At 70.4% G+C, this 22365-nt stretch carries 20 protein-coding genes and 1 pseudogene; 9 read left to right on the top strand and 12 right to left on the bottom strand.

What is annotated here, in order from left to right; all coding sequences use genetic code 11:
• Window positions 1-309: pseudogene (locus AB0O34_RS24220) on the bottom strand (S9 family peptidase); the annotation flags it as partial.
• A gap of 368 nt (window positions 310-677) precedes the next feature.
• On the opposite strand from AB0O34_RS24220, the gene AB0O34_RS24215 reads away from it, so the two are divergent.
• Window positions 678-1187, top strand: a complete 510-nt coding sequence (locus tag AB0O34_RS24215) for an HNH endonuclease (RefSeq protein ID WP_363918899.1) — start codon at window positions 678-680, stop codon at window positions 1185-1187.
• Between the two features lie 78 nt (window positions 1188-1265).
• A complete protein-coding gene (locus AB0O34_RS24210) occupies window positions 1266-1475 on the top strand; it encodes a zinc ribbon domain-containing protein (RefSeq protein ID WP_363918897.1) in 210 nt (69 codons plus the stop codon).
• Between the two features lie 174 nt (window positions 1476-1649).
• Here the strand turns inward: AB0O34_RS24210 and AB0O34_RS24205 are convergent, their stop codons facing one another.
• The 3 genes from AB0O34_RS24205 to AB0O34_RS24195 form a co-directional block, all read right to left on the bottom strand.
• A complete protein-coding gene (locus tag AB0O34_RS24205) occupies window positions 1650-2177 on the bottom strand; it encodes a WYL domain-containing protein (protein WP_363918895.1) in 528 nt (175 codons plus the stop codon).
• Window positions 2178-2357: 180 nt separating this feature from the next.
• Entirely contained in the window at window positions 2358-4199 is a 1842-nt protein-coding gene (gene ilvD, locus AB0O34_RS24200; protein WP_363918893.1) for a dihydroxy-acid dehydratase, read from the bottom strand.
• 217 nt (window positions 4200-4416) lie between these two features.
• Window positions 4417-5184, bottom strand: coding sequence for a nuclease-related domain-containing protein (locus tag AB0O34_RS24195; protein ID WP_363918891.1), 768 nt, complete (start codon window positions 5182-5184; stop codon window positions 4417-4419).
• 205 nt (window positions 5185-5389) lie between these two features.
• Between AB0O34_RS24195 and AB0O34_RS24190 the strand changes: the two genes are divergently transcribed.
• The gene (locus AB0O34_RS24190) at window positions 5390-6808 is read left to right on the top strand and encodes an amidase (protein ID WP_363918889.1); all 1419 of its coding nucleotides are present in this window, start codon (window positions 5390-5392) and stop codon (window positions 6806-6808) included.
• Window positions 6809-6815: 7 nt separating this feature from the next.
• Here AB0O34_RS24190 and AB0O34_RS24185 read toward each other — a convergent pair whose 3' ends face one another.
• The 4 genes from AB0O34_RS24185 to pepN form a co-directional block, all read right to left on the bottom strand.
• Complete coding sequence (locus AB0O34_RS24185; protein WP_363918888.1) at window positions 6816-7808, bottom strand: hypothetical protein; 993 nt, start codon at window positions 7806-7808, stop codon at window positions 6816-6818.
• A 12-nt stretch (window positions 7809-7820) separates the two neighbouring features.
• Window positions 7821-9770 carry a hypothetical protein gene (locus tag AB0O34_RS24180; protein WP_363918886.1) on the bottom strand — a complete coding sequence of 650 codons (1950 nt, stop codon included), beginning with the start codon at window positions 9768-9770 and terminating at the stop codon, window positions 7821-7823.
• A gap of 12 nt (window positions 9771-9782) precedes the next feature.
• Window positions 9783-10334 (bottom strand): LemA family protein, encoded by a 552-nt coding sequence (locus AB0O34_RS24175; protein WP_363918884.1) that lies wholly within the window; start codon window positions 10332-10334, stop codon window positions 9783-9785.
• A gap of 273 nt (window positions 10335-10607) precedes the next feature.
• Window positions 10608-13175, bottom strand: coding sequence for an aminopeptidase N (gene pepN / locus AB0O34_RS24170; protein ID WP_363918882.1), 2568 nt, complete (start codon window positions 13173-13175; stop codon window positions 10608-10610).
• A 249-nt stretch (window positions 13176-13424) separates the two neighbouring features.
• Here pepN and AB0O34_RS24165 point away from each other — a divergent pair, with 249 nt between their 5' ends.
• The 3 genes from AB0O34_RS24165 to AB0O34_RS24155 all read left to right on the top strand — a co-directional run bounded on the left by AB0O34_RS24165 (window position 13425) and on the right by AB0O34_RS24155 (window position 16232).
• Window positions 13425-14072: a disulfide bond formation protein DsbA gene (locus AB0O34_RS24165; RefSeq protein WP_363918880.1), complete on the top strand. Its 648-nt coding sequence runs from the start codon at window positions 13425-13427 to the stop codon at window positions 14070-14072.
• A 233-nt stretch (window positions 14073-14305) separates the two neighbouring features.
• Window positions 14306-15712, top strand: coding sequence for an aldehyde dehydrogenase family protein (locus tag AB0O34_RS24160; RefSeq protein WP_363918878.1), 1407 nt, complete (start codon window positions 14306-14308; stop codon window positions 15710-15712).
• A 22-nt stretch (window positions 15713-15734) separates the two neighbouring features.
• Window positions 15735-16232 carry a hypothetical protein gene (locus AB0O34_RS24155; RefSeq protein ID WP_363918876.1) on the top strand — a complete coding sequence of 166 codons (498 nt, stop codon included), beginning with the start codon at window positions 15735-15737 and terminating at the stop codon, window positions 16230-16232.
• Between the two features lie 93 nt (window positions 16233-16325).
• Here AB0O34_RS24155 and def read toward each other — a convergent pair whose 3' ends face one another.
• Window positions 16326-16814 (bottom strand): peptide deformylase, encoded by a 489-nt coding sequence (def, locus tag AB0O34_RS24150; RefSeq protein WP_363918874.1) that lies wholly within the window; start codon window positions 16812-16814, stop codon window positions 16326-16328.
• 143 nt (window positions 16815-16957) lie between these two features.
• On the opposite strand from def, the gene AB0O34_RS24145 reads away from it, so the two are divergent.
• The gene (locus AB0O34_RS24145; RefSeq protein WP_363918872.1) at window positions 16958-17428 is read left to right on the top strand and encodes a ribose-5-phosphate isomerase; all 471 of its coding nucleotides are present in this window, start codon (window positions 16958-16960) and stop codon (window positions 17426-17428) included.
• A gap of 12 nt (window positions 17429-17440) precedes the next feature.
• Here the strand turns inward: AB0O34_RS24145 and AB0O34_RS24140 are convergent, their stop codons facing one another.
• Complete coding sequence (locus AB0O34_RS24140) at window positions 17441-17650, bottom strand: hypothetical protein (protein ID WP_363918870.1); 210 nt, start codon at window positions 17648-17650, stop codon at window positions 17441-17443.
• Window positions 17651-17683: 33 nt separating this feature from the next.
• Window positions 17684-18925, bottom strand: a complete 1242-nt coding sequence (locus AB0O34_RS24135) for a GNAT family N-acetyltransferase (protein WP_363918868.1) — start codon at window positions 18923-18925, stop codon at window positions 17684-17686.
• 119 nt (window positions 18926-19044) lie between these two features.
• On the opposite strand from AB0O34_RS24135, the gene AB0O34_RS24130 reads away from it, so the two are divergent.
• A complete protein-coding gene (locus AB0O34_RS24130) occupies window positions 19045-20163 on the top strand; it encodes a PP2C family protein-serine/threonine phosphatase (RefSeq protein ID WP_363918866.1) in 1119 nt (372 codons plus the stop codon).
• Window positions 20164-20175: 12 nt separating this feature from the next.
• On the opposite strand, the gene AB0O34_RS24125 is transcribed toward AB0O34_RS24130, so the two are convergent.
• Window positions 20176-20838, bottom strand: coding sequence for a response regulator transcription factor (locus AB0O34_RS24125; RefSeq protein ID WP_363918864.1), 663 nt, complete (start codon window positions 20836-20838; stop codon window positions 20176-20178).
• A gap of 193 nt (window positions 20839-21031) precedes the next feature.
• Between AB0O34_RS24125 and AB0O34_RS24120 the strand changes: the two genes are divergently transcribed.
• The gene (locus AB0O34_RS24120) at window positions 21032-22339 is read left to right on the top strand and encodes a site-2 protease family protein (protein WP_363918862.1); all 1308 of its coding nucleotides are present in this window, start codon (window positions 21032-21034) and stop codon (window positions 22337-22339) included.
• Window positions 22340-22365 lie beyond the last annotated feature (26 nt).

The following is a 22365-nucleotide window of genomic DNA, read 5'->3' as shown; positions in this document are numbered from 1 at the left end:
GCCGACGGTGTAGAGCACGGCGTGCTCCTGGTCGGGGGTGCGGCGCATGAAGAAGCGCCGGTCTCCCCGCCACGCGGGAGCGCCGACCGTGCCCGAGCGCACCAGCTCGGCGATGCGGGCACGGAAGCCCTCGCGCGCCTGCGACGCGGCCATCGCCTTGGTGAACAGCTCGCCCTGCGCGTCGAGCCATTCCTTCACCGCGGGCTGCTCGGAGTCCTCAAGCCAGCGGTACGGGTCGGGCACCGGCGTGCCGTGGTAATGATCCACCACGTCGTCACGGCGTGCGTTCGGGTACGGCTCTCGCGTCATGTAGGCGAGCTTATGGCACCCCCGTTACCAGTCGTGAGACATCGTTTTGGCCAGCCCTTCGCTTGTGGCGGAAGCGGCAGATCATCACGGTTCAGGAGTGATCTTTGCCTAATAGGTTTGCTAAGCGGGGTGAACCGGACATAAACCGGAAGGCGGGGTCCGGAAGACACGACCGTTAATTGGGGTGGCGGGAGAGTCGACCGAAAGGCCACACTTGCTGAAGGGCGGTGCCGTGGAACCCATCCGCTGGGCCGTCCGGCGGAGGTCCACGTGACGGAAGCATCTGGAGCCCAAGACGACGGGCCGCAAACCGGGGTGTGCCGCGGCGCATCCCCATCTACGGACTGCACGGCGGGAGATGCCCGCTGATGCGCCAGGTCCTGCTACTCAACGCCACTTTCGAGCCGCTCACCACTCTCAACCTGCACCGAGCCGTGGTGCTGGTGATCAGAGAGAAGGCGGATGTCGTGCACCGTGACGGCCGGGGGGCGGTGCTGCGCTCGGCCTCGTGCACGGTGGACGTGCCGTCGGTCATCCGGCTCCGGCGCTACGTCCGCATCCCTTACCGATCACGCATCCCGCTGACCAGGGCCGCGCTCATGCGCAGGGACGACTACCGCTGCGCGTACTGCGGCCAGCGCGCGGAGACCATCGACCACGTGCTGCCCCGCTCCCGAGGCGGGCTGCACACCTGGGAGAACTGCGTCGCCTCCTGCATGCCGTGCAACCACCGCAAGGCCGACCGGCTGCTGGAGGAGATCGGCTGGTCCCTCCGCGTCACTCCTGTGGTGCCACACGGCGTCCACTGGCGGCTGATCGGCGCCCAATTCGACGGGGACCCCCAGTGGGCCCCCTACCTGATAGAAACGGCCGCCTGACCCGGCCCCACATCGGTCCCTTGGAAGCGCTCCTCCCTCACCCGTCCCGAGGGGCCTGGGACGTCGTACCCTGATGGCATGCCGCGTTATGACTACCGCTGCCGTGCCTGCGGATCCACGTTCGAGCTCTCCCGGCCCATGGCGGCCTCGGGTGAGGCCGCCCTCTGCCCGGAGGGGCACGAGGACACCGTGAAGCTCCTGTCCACGGTCGCCGTCACGGGCGGCGCCTCGGCGCCTCGCCCCAGCGGCGGTGGCGGAGGTTGCTGCGGCGGCGGCTGCTGCGGCTGACCCCACCGAGCGTCCCCCGGCGACCCGGCGACCCGCGCTGGCCCACCCAGCGTCCTTTGCCGGCGCGGCGACCCGCGCTTACTGCTCCCCACCCGGCGTCCATTGGTGTCCCGGCGACCGGCGTGGAGTCGGTCGCCGGGCGTGACCGGCCGTTGAGTGTGAGGGCCGGGGCGGTCAGGCGGAGCGGCGGTCGGTTACGCGTGAGGGAGTGCGGCTGGTGTGGCGGTCGGTGACCTTCCTTCGCTGGAACGGGAGGTAGCGCTCGGCGCGGTGAGGACGGGCGGGCACCAGCGTGGGCTCGACCGCCACGATGCGGTCGAACCGGAAGGCGCGGATGCCGGCCTTGGTGCGGCACCACCCCACTAGATACCAGTGATCGCGGTGGACGAGGCAGGTGACCGGCTCGACGTCACGGGACGTGACCCGGCCGCCGGCGTCGCGGTAGTGAAGCCGCACCACCTGCCGGCCGGTCACGGCGCCCGCGATCGTGCGGGCACGCCTCGCCACGTCGGGCGGCAGCGGCGTGGTGAGGGTGTCGAGGGTCTCGGCGATGACGTCGTCGCCGAAGTCGAGGTTTTCGAACACGTTGCGCAGGCCCCGGCGGGCGGTGACCGCCTGGGGGCCCTCCCCCAGATGGGCCAGAGACAGGGCGAGAGCGGCGATTTCGGCGGTCGTCAGGAGCGGCGTGGTGACGTTGGCCATACTTGAAGACTACCCGCCGCCACCGACATTTTTCGAACACCGGACCTCGCGACGGCCATCCGGGAGGCGACTGTTCTTTACCTCGGGGTGACGGCCTACTGTCCCCTGGGACCGCCGCGGGAGAACGGTTGACGCGAAAGTGAGTGGTACGGCTCACGCGGAGCCGTACCACTCAGATGATCAGCGAGAGAGCTGGGACAGGTCGCGTGAGGCGCCGGTGGAGGCCGAGGTCGTCAGCGCGGCGTAGGCCTGCAGGGCGGCGCTGACCGGCCGGTCGCGGTCGCGTGGGCGGTAGCTGCCGAGGTCGGCCAGCAGCCGCTCGCGGCGCGCGGCCAGGTCGGCCTCGGAGACCTTGAGCTCGATGCCGCGGCCGGGGATGTCGATCTCGATAAGGTCGCCATCCTCCACCAGGGCGATGATGCCGCCTTCGGCCGCCTCGGGGGAGGCGTGCCCGATCGAGAGGCCGGAGGTGCCGCCGGAGAACCGCCCGTCGGTGACCAGCGCGCACGCCTTGCCGAGCCCCTTGCCCTTCAGGAAGCTCGTGGGGTAGAGCATCTCCTGCATGCCCGGACCGCCCTTGGGGCCCTCGTAGCGGATGACCACGACGTCACCGGCCGAGACCTTGCCGCCGAGGATGCCCTCGACGGCCTCCTCCTGCGACTCGAAGACCACGGCGGGACCGCTGAACCTCCACACCGACTCGTCGACGCCCGCCGTCTTGACGATGCAGCCCTCGGGCGCGATGTTGCCGTAGAGCACCGCGAGGCCGCCGTCACGGGTGTAGGCGTGCTCGATGTCGCGGACGCAGCCCTCGGCGCGGTCGAGGTCGAGCGACTCCCACTGGGCGTTCTGGGAGTAGGCCTTGACCGTGCGCATGTTGCCGGGCGCCGCGTGCCAGAGCTCCAGCGCCTCCTCGGTCACGCCGGGGGACATGGGGTCCCACTCGTTGAGGAACTCGGTGAGGGAGGCCGCGTGGACGCTGTGGGTGTCGCGGTTGAGCAGCCCCGCCCGGTCGAGCTCGCCGAGGATCGCGGGGATGCCACCCGCCCGGTGGACGTCCTCCACGTGGTACTTCGCCGTGGCGGGCGCCACCTTGCACAGGCACGGCACGCGCAGGGAGACCTCGTTGATCTCCTTGAGCCCGAAGTCGACGCCCGCCTCGCGGGCCGCCGCCAGCAGGTGCAGGATGGTGTTCGTCGAGCCGCCCATGGCCACGTCGAGCGCCATGGCGTTCTCGAAGGCGTCGCGGGTGGCGATGCTGCGCGGCAGCACCGACTCGTCGTCCTGCTCGTAGTAGCGCTTGGTGATCTCGACGATCTGGCGCCCGGCCTTCTCGAAGAGCCCCTTGCGGGCCTTGTGGGTGGCGAGCGTGGTGCCGTTGCCGGGGAGCCCGAGGCCGATCGCCTCGGCGAGGCAGTTCATCGAGTTGGCGGTGAACATGCCGCTGCACGAGCCGCAGGTCGGGCAGGCGGCCTCCTCCATCTCGAGCAGCTCGGCGTCGGAGACGCTGTCGTCCGCCGCGGCGACCATGGGGTCGATCAGGTCGAGCTTGCGGCCCGACGTCGTCTTGCCGGCCTCCATGGGACCGCCGGAGACGAAGAGCGTTGGGATGTTGAGCCGGAACGCGGCGAGCAGCATGCCGGGGGTGATCTTGTCGCAGTTGGAGACGCAGATCAGCGCGTCGGCGCAGTGGGCGTTGACCATGTACTCGACCGCGTCGGCGATCAGCTCGCGGGAGGGCAGCGAGTAGAGCATGCCGCCGTGGCCCATGGCGATGCCGTCGTCGACGGCGATGGTGTTGAACTCGCGCGGGATGGCCCCCGCCTCGCGAACGCCGCTCGCCACCACCTCGGCCACCTCGCGAAGGTGCACGTGGCCGGGAACGAACTGGGTGAAACTGTTGGCCACCGCGATGATCGGCTTGCCGAAGTCCTCGCCGGCTACCCCCGTGGCGCGGAGGAGGGCACGAGCCCCGACCATGTTCCTGCCGTGAGTGACCGTACGAGATCTGAGGGCCGGCATGACCGTTCTCCCATCCGACGACGCTGAGTCTTCAAATGGTACGGCCACCGCTCGCCTGACGAGACCTGCGGTCCACAGCGTGGACATGCCGCCCGGCGCGGGCAGGTCCCGCAGGCCGGAGCGCATCGGGGGGGACGGCGGCGAGGGATGAGATCCTTCGGGATTCCCGGGGGCAGTGGTGGACGATGACGGGAACCCCGAAGGACCCTCTAGGCGGTCAGCTCTCGGGGTAGCGGGCCGGGAGGACCTGCTCAGCGGCGGCGTAGATCTCCTCGACTTCGTCGCTGGTCAGCGAGCGCTCGCGATTGGTGATCCATTTGCGCACGCGGCTGCCGTCGAAGACGTCGACCTCGCGGATGTTGAGGATCTTCCACGGGATCGCCGGGCCGTAGATCGCGAGGGACGGCACCACGGTGACCTCGCGGCCGAGCTCCCTGGTGATCAGCTCGCTCGCCTGGGACGCCTCCCAGCGGGCCTCGTCGAGGCGCGGCTTCTGGTTGAACGGCCCGTGGAACAGCTTGCGGTGCGACTGCACGCGTACCGGGAGCCGCTTGTCCCATTTCTCCGAGTCGACGGCGTACACCCCGGTCGGGCCGACGACCAGGTGGTCGATCTGGGCGTCGCTGTCGGGGATGGCACGCGCGTGCAGCGTGAGGTAGCCGCTTCTCTCGAGCTTCCTCAGCTGGGCTTCGGTGCGCCGCTCGGCGGCCGAGGCGCGGCGCCAGGGCGCGACCGTTGAGGCCGTACGCGCGCGATAGACGGTGTCGGCGATCGCGGCGATGATCGCCGCGACCAGGCCGAGCCGCCAGCTCCACATCGGGATGCCGACGACCAGGCCCGCACCGGCGGCGATCAGGGCGCGCACCCGCAGATGCCGGTATCTGGGCTGTTGAAGCAGCCCGAGCAGGGACGCGCGTTCGATCGGCGCGTACGTCGGCTCAGGAGCTGGGGGCCGAGATTTCGGCTCCGAGGGACGCTCACTCACCCATATGGGTGACGTATTGTGACCGTCATCAGGTTCTAGACCGGAATCCACGTAACTCACGGTAGTTGACGCTCAAGAGCGTGCCTAGTGTTGGCTAGTTCACATTTTTGTGGCCGTCCCTTCCCGCATTGTAAGGCGAAAAGCCGGGTATCTAACTCTTTTCTCTCTAGATAACCGGTGCTCACAGGCCCTACTGTGCGGAAGCGTGGCGCACATACATGATCTTACAGCCCTGGAGCAGGCGGCGGCCGTGCGATCCCTGGAGCTGTCTCCGGTAGAGATCACCAAGCACTATCTGGAGCGCATCGAGCGGCTCGACCCGGAGGTCGGGGCGTTCGTCACGCTGACCGCCGACCGCGCGCTCGACGAGGCGCGAAAGGCCGAGGCCCTCGCCCTGGAGGGCGCCGATCTGCCCCCGCTGCTCGGCGTGCCGATTCCGATCAAGGACCTCAACCTGGTCAAGGACGTCCCCATCCACTTCGGCTCCGCCACCTACGAGGGCTTCGTCGCGCCCGTCGACGACAGCGTGGTCGAGCGGCTGCGGGACGCCGGCACGATCATGCTCGGCAAGACCGCGACCCCCGAGTTCGGCCTCCCCTGCTACACCGAGACGTACGTGTCGCGCCCCTCCCGCACCCCGTGGGACCTCACACGGTCGGCGGGCGGTTCGAGCGGGGGAGCGGCGGCGGCGGTCGCGGCCGGGCTGGCCCCCGCGGCGCATGGCAGCGACGGGGCGGGCTCCATCCGCATCCCCGCCTCGGTCTGCGGCCTGTACGGCATCAAACCGACCCGCGGGCGCATCTCCTTCGCGCCGATCGTCCCCGACCTGGCGGGTCTGTCGACCAACGGCCCCATCGCGCGCACGGTGGCCGACGCCGCCGCGCTCCTTGAGGTCATGGCCCACAACCAGCCCGGTGACCTGTACGTCGCGCCGCCGTCGCCGGTCGGCTTCACCGAGGCGGTCACGCGCGAGCCCGGCCGCCTCAGGATCGGCAGGAACGCCACGCCCGTGGTCCCGGGCTCGAAGGTGCATCCGGACGTCATGGAGGCCTACGAGAAGGCCTCGGCGCTGCTGGAGTCGCTCGGCCACGAGGTCGTCGACATGCCGCCGCCGTTCGACCCCTCGATCGTGAGCGAGTTCGAGAAGCTGTGGTTCTGCTTCGCCTGCATGCACCCGGTGGACCCCTCGCTGGAGCCCAAACTGCGCCCCCTGACCAGGTGGCTGAGGGCACGGGGCTTCGCGACCACCGCTCCGGAGTTCCTCCAGGCTCAGGCCACGCTGCAGACGGCGACGCGCTTCGGGTTCCTGGTCATGAACGAGTACGACGCGGTCCTCAGCCCCACCGTGACCCAGCCGCCGGTGCCCGTCGGCTGGTTCGAGGACGTCGAGGACCCCGAGGAGACGTTCCACCGCATGGAGCGGTTCGCCCCCTTCGCCGCGATCTACAACGTCAGCGGCCAGCCCGCCGTCAACCTTCCTCTGCACTGGACCGATGGGGGCCTGCCGATCGGTGTGATGCTCGCCGGGCGGTTCGGCGACGAGGCCACGCTCATCTCGCTCTCCGCGCAGGTCGAGGCGGCGGTGGGCGGGTTCTGGGCCGATCGGCGGCCCGCCGTCTGGTGACCGGCGGTCACGACGCGGCGCCGCGGGCCACCGGGCCGGCGATCAGCGCGACCAACTGGCCGGCGACGTCCGCCAGGAGCGTCGAGGGCTCGATCGTCGTGCCCGCGATCGCCGAGAACAGGCTGGGCAGGCCCGGCAGGGGAAAGCCGTCGTCGTGGGTGGCGCGGTGGCCCACGCCGTTCTTGTCCAGGTGCGCCCGGCTCCGCGCCCAGGCGTCGAGCACCTCCTCGGACGAGGGCACGCCGAAACCGTGACCCACGGGCGCGGCGTGCCGCAGCCGTACCAACGGGGTCTCGGCGAACGCGAGCGCGACCTTGCAGCGCAGGCCGAGGCTCTCGCGGGCCTCGGCGGCGATCCACTCCATGGCCGTGCACGGCCTGCGGCACTTGGCCACGCACGTCGCCATCGCCCCGGCGAGCTGGCTGTGCTGGCGGTCGAAGTAGGCCCGCCAGCCCTCGGGCGGCTCGTGGGCGACGCGCAGCGTGCGCTCGGCGGCCGACTTCTCGGGCTTGGTGTGGTCGCACTCCCGGTCGCCGATCACGCCGAACCGGCTGCCCTCGGCGCGCAGCCCCTCGGGCCAGCGCGCCGGATCGCCCGCGTGCCCGAGCGCCGGCTCGAAGGCCAGCAGCGGCAGGTACTCGCCGGCGATGTGCAGGGCCGCCATCACCGAGCTGAGCTCGCGCCGCTCCCAGCGGACCTGGATGACCTCCAGCAGCAGCCCGTAGGCGGGCCTGAGGGAGGCGAGGGCGCCGCGCGGCTGCTCGCGGGGCGTCTGGGGCATGTGGCAGTCACGCGCGCGGCGTCTCAGAGCGCTGGGGACGGTTTTCGCGTCGACCTCCGTGGCGAAATCCTCGGCGTCGAGCGTGAGCAGCCGCTGGCCGAACTCGCAGAGCGCCGGGATCAGCACGGCCTCCGGCACGACCTTGGGAGCAAGGGCCCCAAGGTCGCCGAAGGCGTACCGCCGGGCGAGCTCGGTGAGAAGATCGAGGGGCGATTTCACCTGGTAACCCTCTCACGCGACCGGCGATCTCCCCTCCATGCGTGCCGCCGCGGTGAGGGCCAGGTCGACGAGCGCGTCCTCGGGCGGCGGGCCGGCGGGGGAGTGCACGTGGATCGCGAAGGTGCCCTCGCTCGTACGCGCGGAGACCACCCCCGGGTAGAGCATGGCGCCGGTGCCCAGTCCGGAGATCTGGCGTCCCTCGACGCGGGTCAGCAGGTGCCCGAGGACCATCAGGTAGCCGCCCCTCGCGCCGGACGCCGCGTGCACGTCCACGGTCACCGGGGTCCCGCCGGTCGTCTCGTAGCGGCACGACCGCACGGCCAGCCAGGGGGGCGTGGGCAGCGCCTCGGTGTACGGCCCGGCGGGGCCGACCGTGATGCCGAGTGCCCGTCGCAGGTCGCCGGGCGTGACCAGAGCGGCCGTACGGCCGTCCGCGCCCCCGCCGCCGGAAGCCTCGGCCCCCGCACCCGCCGGGCCGCCGTGGCCGATGCCCTCACCGGTCCCCGTGAGCGCGCCGCCGCCCGCCCCTTTCACCGGAGCCTGGTGCGAGCGGCCGAGGACCGGCACCTCGCCGAGGTTCTCCGGAGCGTTGAGGAGCAGCTCGCCGGTGTCGTCGTACGATGACGCGTCGCGGTGCCGCGAGCGGTCCAGGACCTCGATCTCGTCGACCCAGCCGATCCTGCGGCCGACGCGCGCCCTCACCCGGTCGCCCTCGGCCAGCCGGCTCCACTTCCCCTCCTCGATGCCGAAGGCCTTGACGTCGCGCAGGTGCCCGTCGTCCAGCGCCACCCAGTAGGCGTACTTGGGCTGGTTGTCGCCGTTGGAGCCGACCTGGATGGCGCGCAGCCGTACGATCTGGCCCTCCATCTCGGTCTTGCCGGTCAGGTCCGCGACGGCGAAGGCGATCGGCACCGCGGCGGCCGCGGCGGCGCCCAGGTAGGCCACCGGCGTGACCAAAGACTCGGGCCAGCCGAGAAGTGCCCGGGCGACGACGCCGAGCAACCAGAGCCAGAACCCGGTCGCGAGCCCGGCGACCAGGCCGCGCCCGATCGTGGGCCACGGCGGGCGGCCCCACATGATGCGCCGCGGATAGCGGACGTTGACGACATGCCACATGCCGCCGTAGTCGGACCAGGCCCGCTTGTCGTCGGCGGGGACGCTGATCGGCAGGCTGGTCACCGCGCGTCTCGCCAGGCCGAGGGCCGCCGCGTAGGCCAGATGCCGCCCCCAGATGGTGACGCCCGCGGCCGGCTGCTCGGCGAACCCCTGGTTGGCGGCCAGGTGCGCGCGCACCCCCATCCAGTAGCCCGCGACCCTGGCGCCCTCGGCCGTGCCGCGCTCGCCGTTCAGCTTTCCCATCAGCGAGGTCAGCAGCGCGAAGCCGACGATGGCCGCGCCGAAGCCCCCGTCCTTGTGGCCGGTGTCCGCCGTCGCGCTCACCGCGACGCCGAGGGCGGCGGCAGGCACCGCGGCGGCGACCGTGAGCAGGGCCGCCTGGGCCGTGCTCCAGCGGGCCCGCGACAGGCCCTTCTCCCGCGCCTCCGCGATCACCTTCCTGCGGAAGCTCTTCCACCAGCGGGTGAGGTTCCTCGCGCCCTCGGCCAGGGCGCCGGTGGCCACGACCCCGTCGGTCGCGAGGGACCGCACGTGGTCGTGGACCAGCTTCTCGTACGCCGTGAGCGGCGTGCGGGGCTCGCGGAGCCGTACGAGGGACAGCTCGGGGCCTATCTCCTCGATCTGCACCGCGCCCTTCGCGGCCAGGTCGAGCAGGGTGGCGGAGGCGGCCTCGTCACACAGACGCCAGTTGCCGGTGATCAGATCCACCAGCGCGGGTGACTCGTCGCGAAGCTCGCTGGTGGGCGGCCCCGGGTCGATGTCGGGGTTGCGCGTGGAGAAGGCCAGCGTGGCCAGCAGGAGCAGCCAGAGGCCGAGGGCGGCCACGGCGACGAGTACGTAGATCATCGCGGGGCGGCGTCAGAAACGGACCTGGACCGGGCCGCGCTCCTCGCCGGGCGCCTGGAAGTACTCGCGCTGCTGGAAGCCGGTCATGCCCGCCACGATGTTCGCCGGCACCGTCTGGATGCCGTTGTTGTACGCCAGGACGGCGTCGTTGTAGTACTGCCGGGAGTAGGCGATGCGGTTCTCGCTGCTGGCGAGCTCCTCCTGCAGTGCGGCGAAGTTCTGGTTGGCCTTCAGGTCGGGGTAGGCCTCCGCGAGGGCGAACAGGTTCTTCAGGGCGCCCGAGAGGATGTTCTCGGCGGCGGCCTGATCGTGCGGGCCCTGGGCGGAAACGGCTTGCCGCCGGGCGGCGATCACCGCTTCGAGGGTCTGGCGCTCGTGGGAGGCGTACCCCTTCACGGTCTCGACGAGGTTCGGGATCAGGTCGTGGCGCCGCTTGAGCTGCACGTCGATCTGCGCCCAGGCGTTGTCCACCGCCCCTCGCTTGCGAACCAGCCCGTTGTAGGTCGTGACGACGACGAGGATGAGGACGAGGGCGAGGATGCCGACGACGACGAGGGTGATCAAGGGGGGCCTCCCTGACGTACGGTGACAGCGCGCACAGTAGACCTGCCGTGGCCCGCTGTAAACGGATGCTGCCGGTTCTGGCCCCATAGCACCGTGACGTGCTTGCAACCCGCTTACAACGCCGTTGATAAGCCGACCGGCCCGCCTGACGTCCAACCGGACTTGGACATCGGGCGGGCCGGGCCTCAAGGAGGGTGTGTTCCTCGGGCGGGCGGGCCGGGCCCCGGCCCTGGGGCTCGGGCCGGCCTGCGGGGATGTGGCGGGAGGCGGGCCTCAGGCGGCCGAGGCGTCCTTGGCGCGGGCGCGCAGGGCCCGGCTGATGCTGTCGGCGCCCTCCAGCAGGAGGCGGCGCAGCGCGTGCGGAGGCTCGGAGGAGGAGATGTAGTCCTGAGTCTTCGCCACCGTGCCGGCGTCGATCAGCAGCGTGGGGTAGCAGCCGGTCGCGAAGCGCTGGGCGCTGTCGGAGGTCCAGCTCTTGTAGATGCGGCCGACCTCGTCGAAGAAGCGATCGCCGTACGGCTGGAGCAGGTCGACGTGGTTGGGGTCCATGAACCCGACGACGGTCGAGCGCAGGACCGCGCCGCTCAGCGTGCCTCCGGTGATGGTGGCCCACGCGTCGGCCTTGCTCTCGGCGGTGGGGATCGCCGCCTGGCACAGTGCCGCCGACCGCTCGCCGGTGGCCGTCGGGTCGCGCCGCAGCTCCGCCGCGATGTCGTCGGCGGTGAACACCCCGCCCGACACCAGCGCGTGGATCAGTGTCCAGCGCAGGTCGGCGTCCACGGTCAGGCCCTCGGGGACGGAGGTGCCGTCGAGGATGGCCTGGACGAAGGCCAGGTCGCCGGGGGAGGTAGCGCCCGCTGTGAAGGCGTTGACGTAGGCGAGCTGGTGGTCGGAGCCGGGCTCCGCGGAGCCGATCAGGCCGCGCAGGGCTGCCGACAGCTCGGCGAGGCCGGTCTCGCGCCAGGCCGGGTCGGCGTACTGCTGCGTGGAGACGCGCGCCTGGCGGATCACCGTCTGCAGGACCGTCATGTCGGTGACGGCGTGGATGTTGGAGGTCACCAGCCGGACGTAGTCACGCGTCGCCATCTCGGCGTCGCGGGTCATGTCCCACGCGGCCGACCAGCACAGGGCGCGCGGCAGCGACTCGGTGAAGCCGGCGATGCCGCCGTCGATCAGCGTGCGCAGGGAGCGCTCGTCGAGGCGGATCTTGGCGTAGGTCAGGTCGTCGTCGTTGATCAGGACCAGGTCGGGCTGGACCTCTCCGACCAGCTCCTGGACTGGTGTGCGGGCGCCGACGACGTCGAGCTCGACGCGCTTCACACGGACCAGGGCGCCCTCGACCCGGGAATAGAGGCCGATGGCGACGCGGTGCGACCGCAGGGTCGGGTAGTCGGCCGGGGCCTCCTGCAGGACCTCGAAGTTGAGGAACCGGCCCTCGGGGTCGACGCTGAAGGACGGGCGCAGCGTGTTGACCCAGGCGGTCTCCAGCCACTCCTTCGACCAGGACGACAGGTCGCGGCCCGAGGTGCGCTCAAGGGCCGTCAGCAGGTCCTTCAGCTCGGTGTTGCCCCAGGCGTGCTCGCCGAAGTAGTCACGGACGCCGGCCAGGAAGTTGTCGAGCCCGACGTAGGCCACGAGCTGCTTGAGGACCGAGGCGCCCTTGGCATAGGTGATGCCGTCGAAGTTGACCTCGACGGCCTGCATGTCGGGGATGTCGGCGGCGATCGGGTGCGTGGAGGGCAGCTGGTCCTGGCGGTAGGCCCAGGACTTCTCCACGTTCGCGAACGTGGTCCACGCCGTCTGGCCCCAGCGGGTGGCCTCGGCCTGGCACAGGACCGACATGTAGGTCGCGAACGACTCGTTCAGCCACAGGTCGTCCCACCAGCGCATGGTGACCAGGTCGCCGAACCACATGTGGGCCATCTCGTGCAGGATCGTCTCGGCGCGGCGCTCCACCACGGCGTCGGTGACGCGCGAGCGGAAGATGTAGTCCTCCAGCAGGGTCACCGCTCCGGCGTTCTCCATCGCGCCCGCGTTGAACTCCGGCACGAACAGCTGGTCGTACTTGCCGAAGGGGTAGCGCATGCCGAAGACCCTGTGGAAGAAGTCGAAGCCCTGCTTGGTGACCTCGATGACGTTGCCTGCGTCGAGGTGCTCGGCGAGGGAGGCCCGGCAGAAGACGCCGAGGGGGATGCCGTCGTGCTCGTCGCGCACCACGGCGTACGGCCCGGCGATCAGGGCCGTGATGTATGTCGACATGACCGGGGTGGGCGGGAAGTGCCAGCGCTTGGCGGTCTGCAGCGTGCCGTGGCGGCCGCGGTGCTCCTCCAGCTCCTCGACGGAGTCGGGGGCGGCGTTGGAGACGACCTCCCAGTCGGAGGGCACGAGGGTGGTCAGCTCGAAGGCGGCCTTGAGGTCGGGCTGGTCGAAACAGGCGTACATGCGGTGGGCGTCGGCCGTCTCGAACTGCGAGTGGAGGTAGACCTTCTGGTCCACGGGGTCGACGAACCGGTGGAGGCCCTCACCGCTGCGCATGTAGGTGCAGTCGGCGTCGATCTGCAGCTCGTTGCTCGCCCAGAGGCCCGAAAGGGGCAGACGGCCCGTCTCCAGGTCGTAGGCGGTCACGTCGATCTCCGCGCCGTTCAGGACGGCCTTGCGGACCTTCGCCTCGGCCAGGTCGATGAACGTGCTCGCCCCGGGCTCGGTGCAGGAGAAACGGACCGTAGTGATGCTCTCGAACCGCTCGTCGCCTTCGGTGAGGTCGAGCTCGACCGTGTAGGAGTCCACCTTCAGCAGTCGGGCCCGCTCCCGGGCTTCGTCACGGGTCAGGTTGCCTGCCACATCCGCTCCTCATCACGACTCTCCCCCGCCCCTTCGCGAGAGGGATGCATGAATCCTGCCACGTCGGGCGCCCTGATGGCGCACCGGAACCATGGGGAACGGCAGGCTGGGAGACGGATAAGGGGTACAGGTGGGGAAGATCTCCTCGCCGATTCCTACCGGAATACAAAGGAATATAAATCGCCGCGGAGCCGGTTGTGGCTGCCGTGGCATTGAACCACTTCGGAATCACGATCAGGGAAGCTGGCCATGACTGAACGAACCCCGGTGGACTTCTGGTTCGACCCGTTCTGCCCATGGGCGTGGATGACCTCCCGCTGGCTGCTGGAAGTGCAGGCCGTACGGCCCGTCGAACCGCGCTGGCACATCATGAGCCTCGCCGTGCTCAACGAGGACAAGGACATCCCGGACGAATACCGCGAGATGCTCAACAACGCCATGGGGCCGGTCCGCGTGCTGCAGGCCGCGGCCGACAAGTACGGCACCGACATCCTGGGCGCCCTCTACACCGAGCTGGGCGTCCGCATCCACAACCAGCGCCGTCTCCAGCCGAGCGACCCCGAGCAGGAGTTCGACACGGCGGCGGCCATCCGCGAGGTGCTCGCGGAAGGCCTCGAGGCCGCCGGGCTCGACCCGCAACTGGTGGACGCCGTCGACTCCACCGAGTTCGACGAGGCCGTGCGCCGGTCGCACAACAAGGGCATCGAGCTGGTCGGCCAGGAGGTCGGCACGCCGGTCATCGCCGTCGACGGAGTGGCCTTCTTCGGCCCGGTGATCTCCCCCGCCCCCAAGGGCGAGGCCGCGGGCAAGCTCTGGGACGGCGTGCTGCTGGTCGCGGGCACCGACGGCTTCTTCGAGCTGAAGCGCTCCCGCACCAGGGAACCCCTCTTCGACTGATCGGCCGAGCCGCGGTCCCGCCGCCCGCCCGAGGGTTGCGACCTTGTGGACAACCATGGTCAACTCAAGCCGTTCCCCAAGCTTGACCGTACTTTCAATTGGGAAGGCGACAGGATGTTGGCGACCGCGCGGGACCACATCCGCTGGACGCGCACCCGCCGGGCGGTGGACGGACACCGCCCGGCGGCGCGGCTCCTCGCCGCCGGGCACTCCGCGTGCAGGGATTGAGGAGTATGCGTCACCTTTACGTGCAGGGAGCCTGGGTCCCGTCCTCGTCGGGTGAGGGCATCGACGTGGTCAATCCCGCGACCGAAGAGGTCGTCGACCGGGTGCCCGCCGGGTCGGCGGAGGACGTCGGCAGGGCCGTCTCCGCGGCACGCGCGGCCTTCCCCCAGTGGTCCGGCACGGCTCCCGCCGAGCGCGGCAAGATCCTCCGTTCGGCGGCCGACCTGCTGAAGGCCCGCGCCGAGGAGATCGCGCGGATCATCGCCGTCGACCTGGGCGCGCCGTACGCCCTGGCGCTGAAGGTGCAGACGCTGATGCCCGCAGGGGTCCTCGCCGAGTACGCGCGGCTGGCCGAGGAGCACGGCGAGTCCGAAAGGCGCGTCGGCAACTCCCTGATCCTGCAAGAGCCGGTCGGCGTCGTGGGCGCCATCACCCCGTGGAACTACCCGCTGCACCAGGTCGTGTGCAAGGTCGCCCCGGCGCTCGCCGCCGGCTGCACGGTCGTGCTCAAGCCGAGCGAGGTCGCCCCGCTCGCGGCCTACGCGCTGGCCGAGATCCTCCACGAGGTGGGCCTGCCCGCCGGCGTGTTCAACATGGTGAGCGGGTACGGGCCCGTCGTGGGCGAGGCGATCGCCGCCCACCCCGACATCGACATGGTGTCCTTCACCGGTTCGACCCGGGCGGGTCGGCGGGTGTCGGAGCTCGCCGCCCCCACGGTCAAGCGTGTGGCGCTGGAGCTCGGGGGCAAGTCCGCCAACGTCATCCTCCCGGACGCCGACATGGGCGCGGCCGTGAAGGCGGGCGTGGCCAACGCCTTCCTCAACTCCGGCCAGACGTGCTCGGCCTGGACGCGCATGCTCGTCCACCGCGACCAGTACGACGACGCCGTCAGGCAGGCGGTGGCCGCCGCGTCCGCCTACACCGTCGGCGACCCGTTCGACAAGGACACGCGCCTCGGCCCGCTGGTCTCGGCCGCCCAGCGCGACCGGGTGGTCCACTACATCAACCGCGGCCAGGAGGAAGGCGCACGCCTGGTGGCGGGCGGCGCCGACCGGCCGCTGGAGCGCGGCTACTACGTCGAGCCGACCGTCTTCGCCGGGGTCGCACCGGGCATGGCGATCGAGCAGGAGGAGATCTTCGGTCCCGTCCTGTCGATCATCCACTACACCTCGGTCGACGAGGCGGTGGACATCGCCAACGGCACGCCGTACGGCCTGGCGGGCGCGGTGTGGGCGGCCACCGAGGAAAGGGCTGTGGCCGTGGCGCGCAGGCTGCGCACCGGCCAGGTCGCGATCAACGGCGGCCGGTTCAACCCCTCGGCCCCGTTCGGCGGCTACAAGCAGTCCGGGAACGGGCGTGAGCTCGGAGAGTTCGGGCTGGAGGAGTACTTCGAGGTCAAGTCCCTGCAGATGTGATCCGAAGGGCTGGTGTCCCCCCATGAAGCCGTCCGGTACACCGGCTCGCCGGGTCAGCGCGTTCGACATCGCGCTGGCGCTCGGCGGGCTGCTTCTCGTCCTGCTGGCGGTGCAGAACGCCGGCCCCGCGGTCGCGGCCCTTCGCGCCGACGGGGTCCAGGGCACCTTCACCGCGCAGCGGCTCGACTGCATTGAGCATCCCGGTCACGAGCAGTGCAACTGGGTCGGCGCGTTCCGGTCCGGCGACGGCAAGGTCGTACGGGAGGGCATCGCGTTCTACGGGAGCGAGCGGGGAACGTTCACGCCCGGGGCGAAATCCCCGGCGTTCGACACCGGCAGGCTCGGCCATGTGTACGGCCCGGGCGGGTCCAACGAGTGGGTCGTCGTCGCCGCCCTGCTGGTCGTCGGCCTCGGCCTGGCGCTGCGGCCCCCGCTGAAGTCGCTCCGCCGCCGAGGCCCGGTGGAGGCCTCCTCGCCGGCCCCCGGCGAGGAGGAACAGGCCGCTGACGGCGTGAGATAGACGCCCGAGGGGCTGGACGGGCGCCAGGCGGCCGGAAACGGTGCGCCGAGGGGGATTTCCGCACTACGGCTTCATCGCGACTGTGAGGCGGGCTCAGGGCGTCTGCAGCAGGATCTTGCGCGCCGCGTCCTTCGCCAGACGGTCGACGTAGAGGACGCCGTCGAGGTGGTCGTTCTCGTGCTGGAAGCAGCGGGCCAGCAGCCCCCGCGCCTTGACCTTCACCGGGCGCCCGAGCCGGTCGAACCCGCGCACGGTCACGCCGGCCGCCCGGGGCGTCCTGGCGTACAGCGGCTTGCCGGTGTCGCGGCCGGGAACCGACAGACACCCCTCCTCGTCGATGACCTCCTCGGCGTCGTCGACGACGAGCTCGGGGTTGACGACGTGGCCCTTCCGCCCGCTGGCGTCGTACACGAACAGCTTCTTGGAAACCCCGATCTGGGGGGCCGCCAGGCCGACGCCGTCGGCGGCGTACATCGCGTCCATCATCTCGTCGATCAGGCGGCGCAGCTCCCTGTCGAAGCTCGTGACCGGCTCGGTGGGGGTGCGAAGGACCGGGTCACCGATCACGCGGATCTCACGCATGAAGCTCTCCTGTAAGGGGTCATCTGGCTAGCCGCCTATTACTGTAACGGAATCCGCGCCGGTGGAACCCCTCCCTGCGAAGATCACCCGGGAGCGGCGCGGCCGGATGGACCAGCGGTGCGCGTGGCTGCGACAATGGCCCCGTGCGCGTCTACATCGCCGCCGACCACGCCGGCTACGAACTCAAGAACCACCTGGTCTCCTGGCTCAAGGATCACGGCCACGAGGTCGTCGACGACGGTGCCTTCGTCTACGACGCCGAGGACGACTACCCCACCTTCGTGTTCCGCGCCGCCGAGGCCGTCTCCCACGACCCTGGCAGCTTCGGCGTGGTGATCGGCGGCTCGGGGAACGGCGAGCAGATCGCGGCCAACAAGGTGCGCGGCATCCGCGCCGCCCTGGCCTGGAGCGAGGAGACCGCCTCGCTCGCGCGCATGCACAACGACGCCAACGTCATCAGCCTCGGCGCGCGCATGCACTCGGTGGAGGAGGCCACGCGCTTCGTCGAGGTCTTCCTGAGCACCGAATTCTCGGGCGACGAGCGGCACAGGCGCCGCATCGCCCAGATCTTCGCCTACGAGACCACCGGCGTGATCCCGCCCCTGCCGGTCTGACCGGCGGGGGTCCTAGCCGTCCCTGCGGCGGCGGGGGTCCGGCTTGCGCTGGGGTTCGGCCTTCCGCGGCGGCTCCGGCTTGCGCGTGGGATCCCCCTTGCGAGGGGCCTCGTCACGCAGGGGTCGTCTGTCGGCGGTGTCCTGGTGGTCGGGAGTCGGGCGCGAGACGTCTCGCGCCCTCATCGCCGTGATCGCGGTGATCTGCAAGCTCTGCAGTGCCATGCCCGGATCCTAGAACGCGGGCCGCGGTTCCGCTCAGAAGACGAGACCGCCCCAGGGCTTGGTCTCCCACGACATGGCCGCGGAAAGCGCCCGTATCGCGCCCGGCCGGGTCTCGCGGATGACGCCTGCCGCCTCGTACGCTCCGAGCGTCCGCCCGCCGAGGTAGGCCGCGCCGAGCACGTTGACGGGAAGCTCGATGTCGGCGGGGTCGTTCGTACGGGCGCAGGTCGCCCCGGTCGCGTCGGCGGACAGCCGCCAGCGTCCCGCGTTCCAGGGGCATACGGCGTCCTCGACGTCGATGACCACGTCCACGGGCGCCGAGTAGGCCCGGTCGGGCAGGGCCCTGCCGGTGTCCACGACGCGCACCCACATCTCGTCGAGCCAGCCCGCGTTGAGCATGCGCGGCTCGGCGAGCAGGTGCATGATCGGGTCGTCGGCCGGGCGGCTCGACGCGTACACGTGGGAGCACAGGTCGCGGTCGAGCACCTGCCTCCACAGCAGGGCGTAGGCGGCCGGGTCGAGGCCGAACAGGTCTTTCAGCTGGACCTGGCCGTCGGGCACGTCGTGGTCGGTGTAGTCCGCCTTGAGCCGGAAGAGCGCGTATCCCCTCGGGCCCGCGTCGTCCTCCACGATCAGGCAGCGCAGCGTGCTGGCCCCGCGGCGGGCGCTCTCGTCGTCGGCCAGCATCGCCTCCCACCGCGCCGGAGTCCGGGCGTACAGGCCCGGGCGGGTCGCGAGGACGGCCTCGAACACCTTCTCGATGTCGGCCCGCGCCGCTGCGGGCCGTACGGTCCGCAGCCTCAGCGAGGGGTCGGACGGCGCGTTCCGCACGAACTGGGAGCCCCGCTTGGGGATGTTGAGGAACAGGTTGTCGGCGGCCCTGCCATAGCCGAACCTGCCGTAGATCGCGGCCTCGGAGGCGTACAACGCCGCGACCGCCTCGCCGTTCTCGTGGAGATCGGCCAGCTGGCGCCGCATCAGCGCGGACAGGACGCCCACGCGCCGATGGGAGGGCAGCACCGCGACGCCCGTCACGCCGCACACCGGCCTCGGGCCGCCCGGGACGGTCATGGTGAAGGTCAGCCCAAGGGTGCTGCCGACCAGCCGGTCGCCGTCGAAGGCGCCGAGGGATCTGTCCCACTCGACGAGGGCCCTGAATCGCTCGGCCCGGGGCCCCGCGGTGTCCTCCGCGAACGCCTCTTCGTCGAGCTCAAGCCACTCGCCCCACTCTGAGTCCTTGATCGGGCGGATGGCCGGGCTTGGTTCCGTGTTCATCCGATTAACGTTATGGCCGGGCAAACAGGATCGGCCACCTAATATCCCCGTTTAATGATCAAGGTCTTGGTCAAGTCGGCTGCCTAAAGTGCAGACGGGCAGATAGAGTCGGGTGCATCATGACTTCCCGTCCGGCGCCGCTGATCCCCCCACGGCTCCGCGCGATCCTGGTACGCATCCCGTTCCTGGTGCGGATCGTGCGATTCCTCCGCAGGGGACCGCTCGCGCGTGACCGGAATCTCCTCATCACCCTGAGCGTGCTCACCCTGCTGCTGGGCGGGCTCGCCGCGAGGGTGTCGACCGAGTGGTTCTCCCCGAGCCTGTTCATCCTCGTCATCCTGGTGGGCGGCCTGCAGCTCCGGCTGCGCAGCCTCGTCGTCCTGGCGGGAGCCGTGGGCGTCGCCCTGGGCTACATCGCGGCCGTCCTCGGCGTCGGGTCCGTGGGCGCGGGGTTCCTCGTGACCATCGGGTTCACCACGGTCCTCGCGTTCCTGATGGCCCGCACCCGCGGGAAGCTCGGCGTGCAGGGCCTGCGCGGCGACGTCATGCTCCTGGAGCTCAGAGACCGGCTCAAAAGGCAGGGAGAGCTGCCGCAGCTCCCGGCCAAAGACTGGGGCTCGCGCGTCGTGCTCAAGCAGGCGGGCGGCTCGTCCTTCGGCGGCGACTTCCTGGTCTCCATGCGACACGGCAACATCCTGGAGATCGCGCTGGTCGACGTGTCAGGCAAGGGAGTGGACGCCGGCACCCGGGCGCTCATGCTCTCCGGCACCTTCGGAGGGTTGCTCGGTTCGGTCGACTCGTTCCTGCCCGCGTGCAACGCCTACCTCCACCGCCAGCCCGAGGGGGAGGGGTTCGTCACGGCGGTCCACCTGCGCCTCGACCTGTCCACCGGGGCGTATGACATCACCTCGGCCGGTCATCCGCCCGTGGTCAAGTTCGACGCGGGCACCGGCACGTGGCAGGTGTCGGCCGCCAAGGGCGTGGTCCTGGGGGTCGTCCCCGACCTGCACTGCGAGCCCGACAGCGGCGTGCTCCACAAGGGCGACGCGCTCATGCTGTACACCGACGGCCTGATCGAGCAGCCCGGCCGCGACATCGACTCGGGGCTCGACCGGCTGCTCGGCGAGGCCGAGCGCCTGGTGCCCTCGGGCTTCCACGACGGCGCGCGGCCGCTGGTCAACTCCATGTCGGCCGGGCACAACGACGACTGCGCCCTGATCCTCATCTGGCGCCCGTAGCGTTCCGCGCCGTTACAGCCAGCCCGCCTCGGCCGCGATGCGCACCGCGTCGCCCCGGTTGCGCGCTCCGGTCTTGCAGATGATGCGCGACAGGTGGTTGCGGACCGTTCCCACCGACAGATAGAGCTTCGCGGCGATCTCCTTGGAGGCCGCTCCCTGCGCCGCGATGCGGAGCACGTCGAGCTCGCGAGGGGTCAGAGGGTTGTCCGCCGAGGTCAGCGCCGCGATGGCGAGGTCGGAGTCCACGGCCTTGCGCCCGGCGGCCACCCGCCGGATGCCGTCGGCGAGGTGCTCCGGCGCCACGTCGATGCTGAGGAAGCCGAGCGCGTGCGCGGCGAACGCCTTTCGTACCTGCCCCGGACTTGGCTGCGACGACAGCAGGAGCACCTTGCAGCCGGGGGCCTTCTCGTGGAGGCGGGCGGCGGCGGTGAGGCCGTCGACGTCGGGAAGGTCCACATCGATCACAGCCGCATCCGGGCTGAGCTCCAGGGCCGCCGGCACGATGTACGCGCCGGAGGCGACATCGGCGATCACCCTGAGATCCTTCTCCCCGTTCAGCGATGCCACCAGCCCTCGGCGAACCAGCGGGAGATGTTCGGCAACAAGGATGCGTATCAAGGTGCTCCCTTGGGTGGCCTTGGAACAGATCCGGCAAATAGTGCTTCGCCGATTCATATCCCACGGTGTCTACATGATTGCTTACCGTCAATGCAGTCTCCCGATTCGGTCCACCTCGCGCAAGTCACTCCTACGGTTGATCGTTGATAGCCGATTTCGCGGCCCGGCCGGAGTTGCCGCCGAGTTCGGTTACTCTCAGACGGGGCAATGTAAACAGAAGGCATCTTCTCCGCAGGTGGGGGTAGCACCTATGAGCTGGCTCATCGTGGCCGGGTTTCTCATCTTCTTCCTCGGGATGGCCTTGTCCATCGGCCTGCACGAGGTGGGGCACCTCGTCCCCGCCAAGATCTTCGGGGTGAAGGTCACGCAGTACATGGTGGGTTTCGGGCCCACCATGTGGTCGCGGCGCCGTGGCGAAACCGAATACGGCATGAAGTGGATTCCGCTCGGCGGCTACATTCGCATGATCGGCATGCTGCCCCCGAAGCCCAACGACGATCCGACCAAGCTCCGCAGCATGTCCACCGGGCCCTGGCAGGGGCTCATCGAGACCGCCCGTCAGGCGTCGCTGGAGGAGATCCGGCCGGGTGACGGCGAGCGGGTCTTCTACCGCAAGCCCTGGTGGCAGAAGATCATCATCATGTCCGGCGGGCCCGCCATGAACTTCGTGCTGGCCTTCGTCCTGTTCGCCATCATCATCATGGGGTTCGGCGTCCAGGTCATGAAGCCGGTCGTGGCCGAGGTCTCCAAGTGCGTCATGACCCAGGCCGAGCAGGCGAAGGGCCAGAAGTGCACGCCCTCGCACCCGCTGACCCCCGCGGCACTGGCCGGCCTGAAGGTGAACGACAAGATCGTCTCCCTCGCCGGCAAGCCGGTGGCCTCCTGGGAGGAGGCGACCAGCGTCGTCCGGGCGCACGGCGCCGGGCCCGTCGCCATCGGCATCGAGCGCGGCGGCAAGCCCATGACTCTCAACGCCAACCTCGTCGCGCAGGACCGCCCGTCGGTCGACGACCCGACCAAGATCGACAAGGCCGTCGGCTTCCTCGGTGTGAGCCCCACCGTCGTCCTCGAGAAGCAGGGCCCCGGTTACGTCGTCGGCGTCATGTGGGACGTGACCAAGCGCAGCGCCCAGGCACTCACGAGATTCCCCGAGAAGCTCGTCGGCGTCTGGCAGGCGGCCTTCGGCGGAGGCGAGCGCGACCTCAACAGCCCGATGAGCGTCGTGGGCGCGGGCCGCATCGGCGGCGAGATCGCCGCGGCGCCCGTACCGGTGGAGAACAAGATCGTCGGGTTGCTCCAGCTGCTCGCCGGGGTGAACCTCGCGGTGGGCCTGTTCAACCTGATCCCGCTGATGCCCCTCGACGGCGGCCAGATCGCCGGAGGCCTCTGGGAGGGGCTCAAGCGTGGGTACGCCAAGGTGCGCCGACGTCCGGCCCCCGGCCATGTCGACATCGCCAAGGCGCTGCCCCTGACGTATGCCATGGCGGCGGTGCTCCTGGTCATGGGCACCCTGCTCATCTACGCCGACATCGTCAACCCGATCCGCCTGTCGGGCTGACCGGCAGGCCCACGGCGATCCGAACA

This window comes from Sphaerisporangium sp. NPDC088356, assembly GCF_040685555.1.
GTDB lineage: Bacteria > Actinomycetota > Actinomycetes > Streptosporangiales > Streptosporangiaceae > Sphaerisporangium.
The sequence above is the reverse complement of the archived record's forward strand: the minus strand, read 5'-3'. Positions and strand labels throughout refer to the sequence as shown.

Bases quoted from the DNA above. Each gene is read 5' to 3' on its own strand.
- AB0O34_RS24140 (WP_363918870.1), bottom strand. From the start codon at position 17,650: ATGGCACTGCAGAGCTTGCAGATCACCGCGATCACGGCGATGAGGGCG.
- AB0O34_RS24125 (WP_363918864.1), bottom strand. From the start codon at position 20,838: ATGAATCGGCGAAGCACTATTTGCCGGATCTGTTCCAAGGCCACCCAA.
- AB0O34_RS24215 (WP_363918899.1), top strand. From the start codon at position 678: ATGCGCCAGGTCCTGCTACTCAACGCCACTTTCGAGCCGCTCACCACT.
- AB0O34_RS24210 (WP_363918897.1), top strand. From the start codon at position 1,266: ATGCCGCGTTATGACTACCGCTGCCGTGCCTGCGGATCCACGTTCGAG.
- ilvD (WP_363918893.1), bottom strand. From the start codon at position 4,199: ATGCCGGCCCTCAGATCTCGTACGGTCACTCACGGCAGGAACATGGTC.
- AB0O34_RS24205 (WP_363918895.1), bottom strand. From the start codon at position 2,177: ATGGCCAACGTCACCACGCCGCTCCTGACGACCGCCGAAATCGCCGCT.
- AB0O34_RS24180 (WP_363918886.1), bottom strand. From the start codon at position 9,770: ATGATCTACGTACTCGTCGCCGTGGCCGCCCTCGGCCTCTGGCTGCTC.
- def (WP_363918874.1), bottom strand. From the start codon at position 16,814: ATGCGTGAGATCCGCGTGATCGGTGACCCGGTCCTTCGCACCCCCACC.
- AB0O34_RS24160 (WP_363918878.1), top strand. From the start codon at position 14,306: ATGCGTCACCTTTACGTGCAGGGAGCCTGGGTCCCGTCCTCGTCGGGT.
- AB0O34_RS24130 (WP_363918866.1), top strand. From the start codon at position 19,045: ATGACTTCCCGTCCGGCGCCGCTGATCCCCCCACGGCTCCGCGCGATC.
- AB0O34_RS24120 (WP_363918862.1), top strand. From the start codon at position 21,032: ATGAGCTGGCTCATCGTGGCCGGGTTTCTCATCTTCTTCCTCGGGATG.
- AB0O34_RS24165 (WP_363918880.1), top strand. From the start codon at position 13,425: ATGACTGAACGAACCCCGGTGGACTTCTGGTTCGACCCGTTCTGCCCA.
- AB0O34_RS24135 (WP_363918868.1), bottom strand. From the start codon at position 18,925: ATGAACACGGAACCAAGCCCGGCCATCCGCCCGATCAAGGACTCAGAG.
- AB0O34_RS24155 (WP_363918876.1), top strand. From the start codon at position 15,735: ATGAAGCCGTCCGGTACACCGGCTCGCCGGGTCAGCGCGTTCGACATC.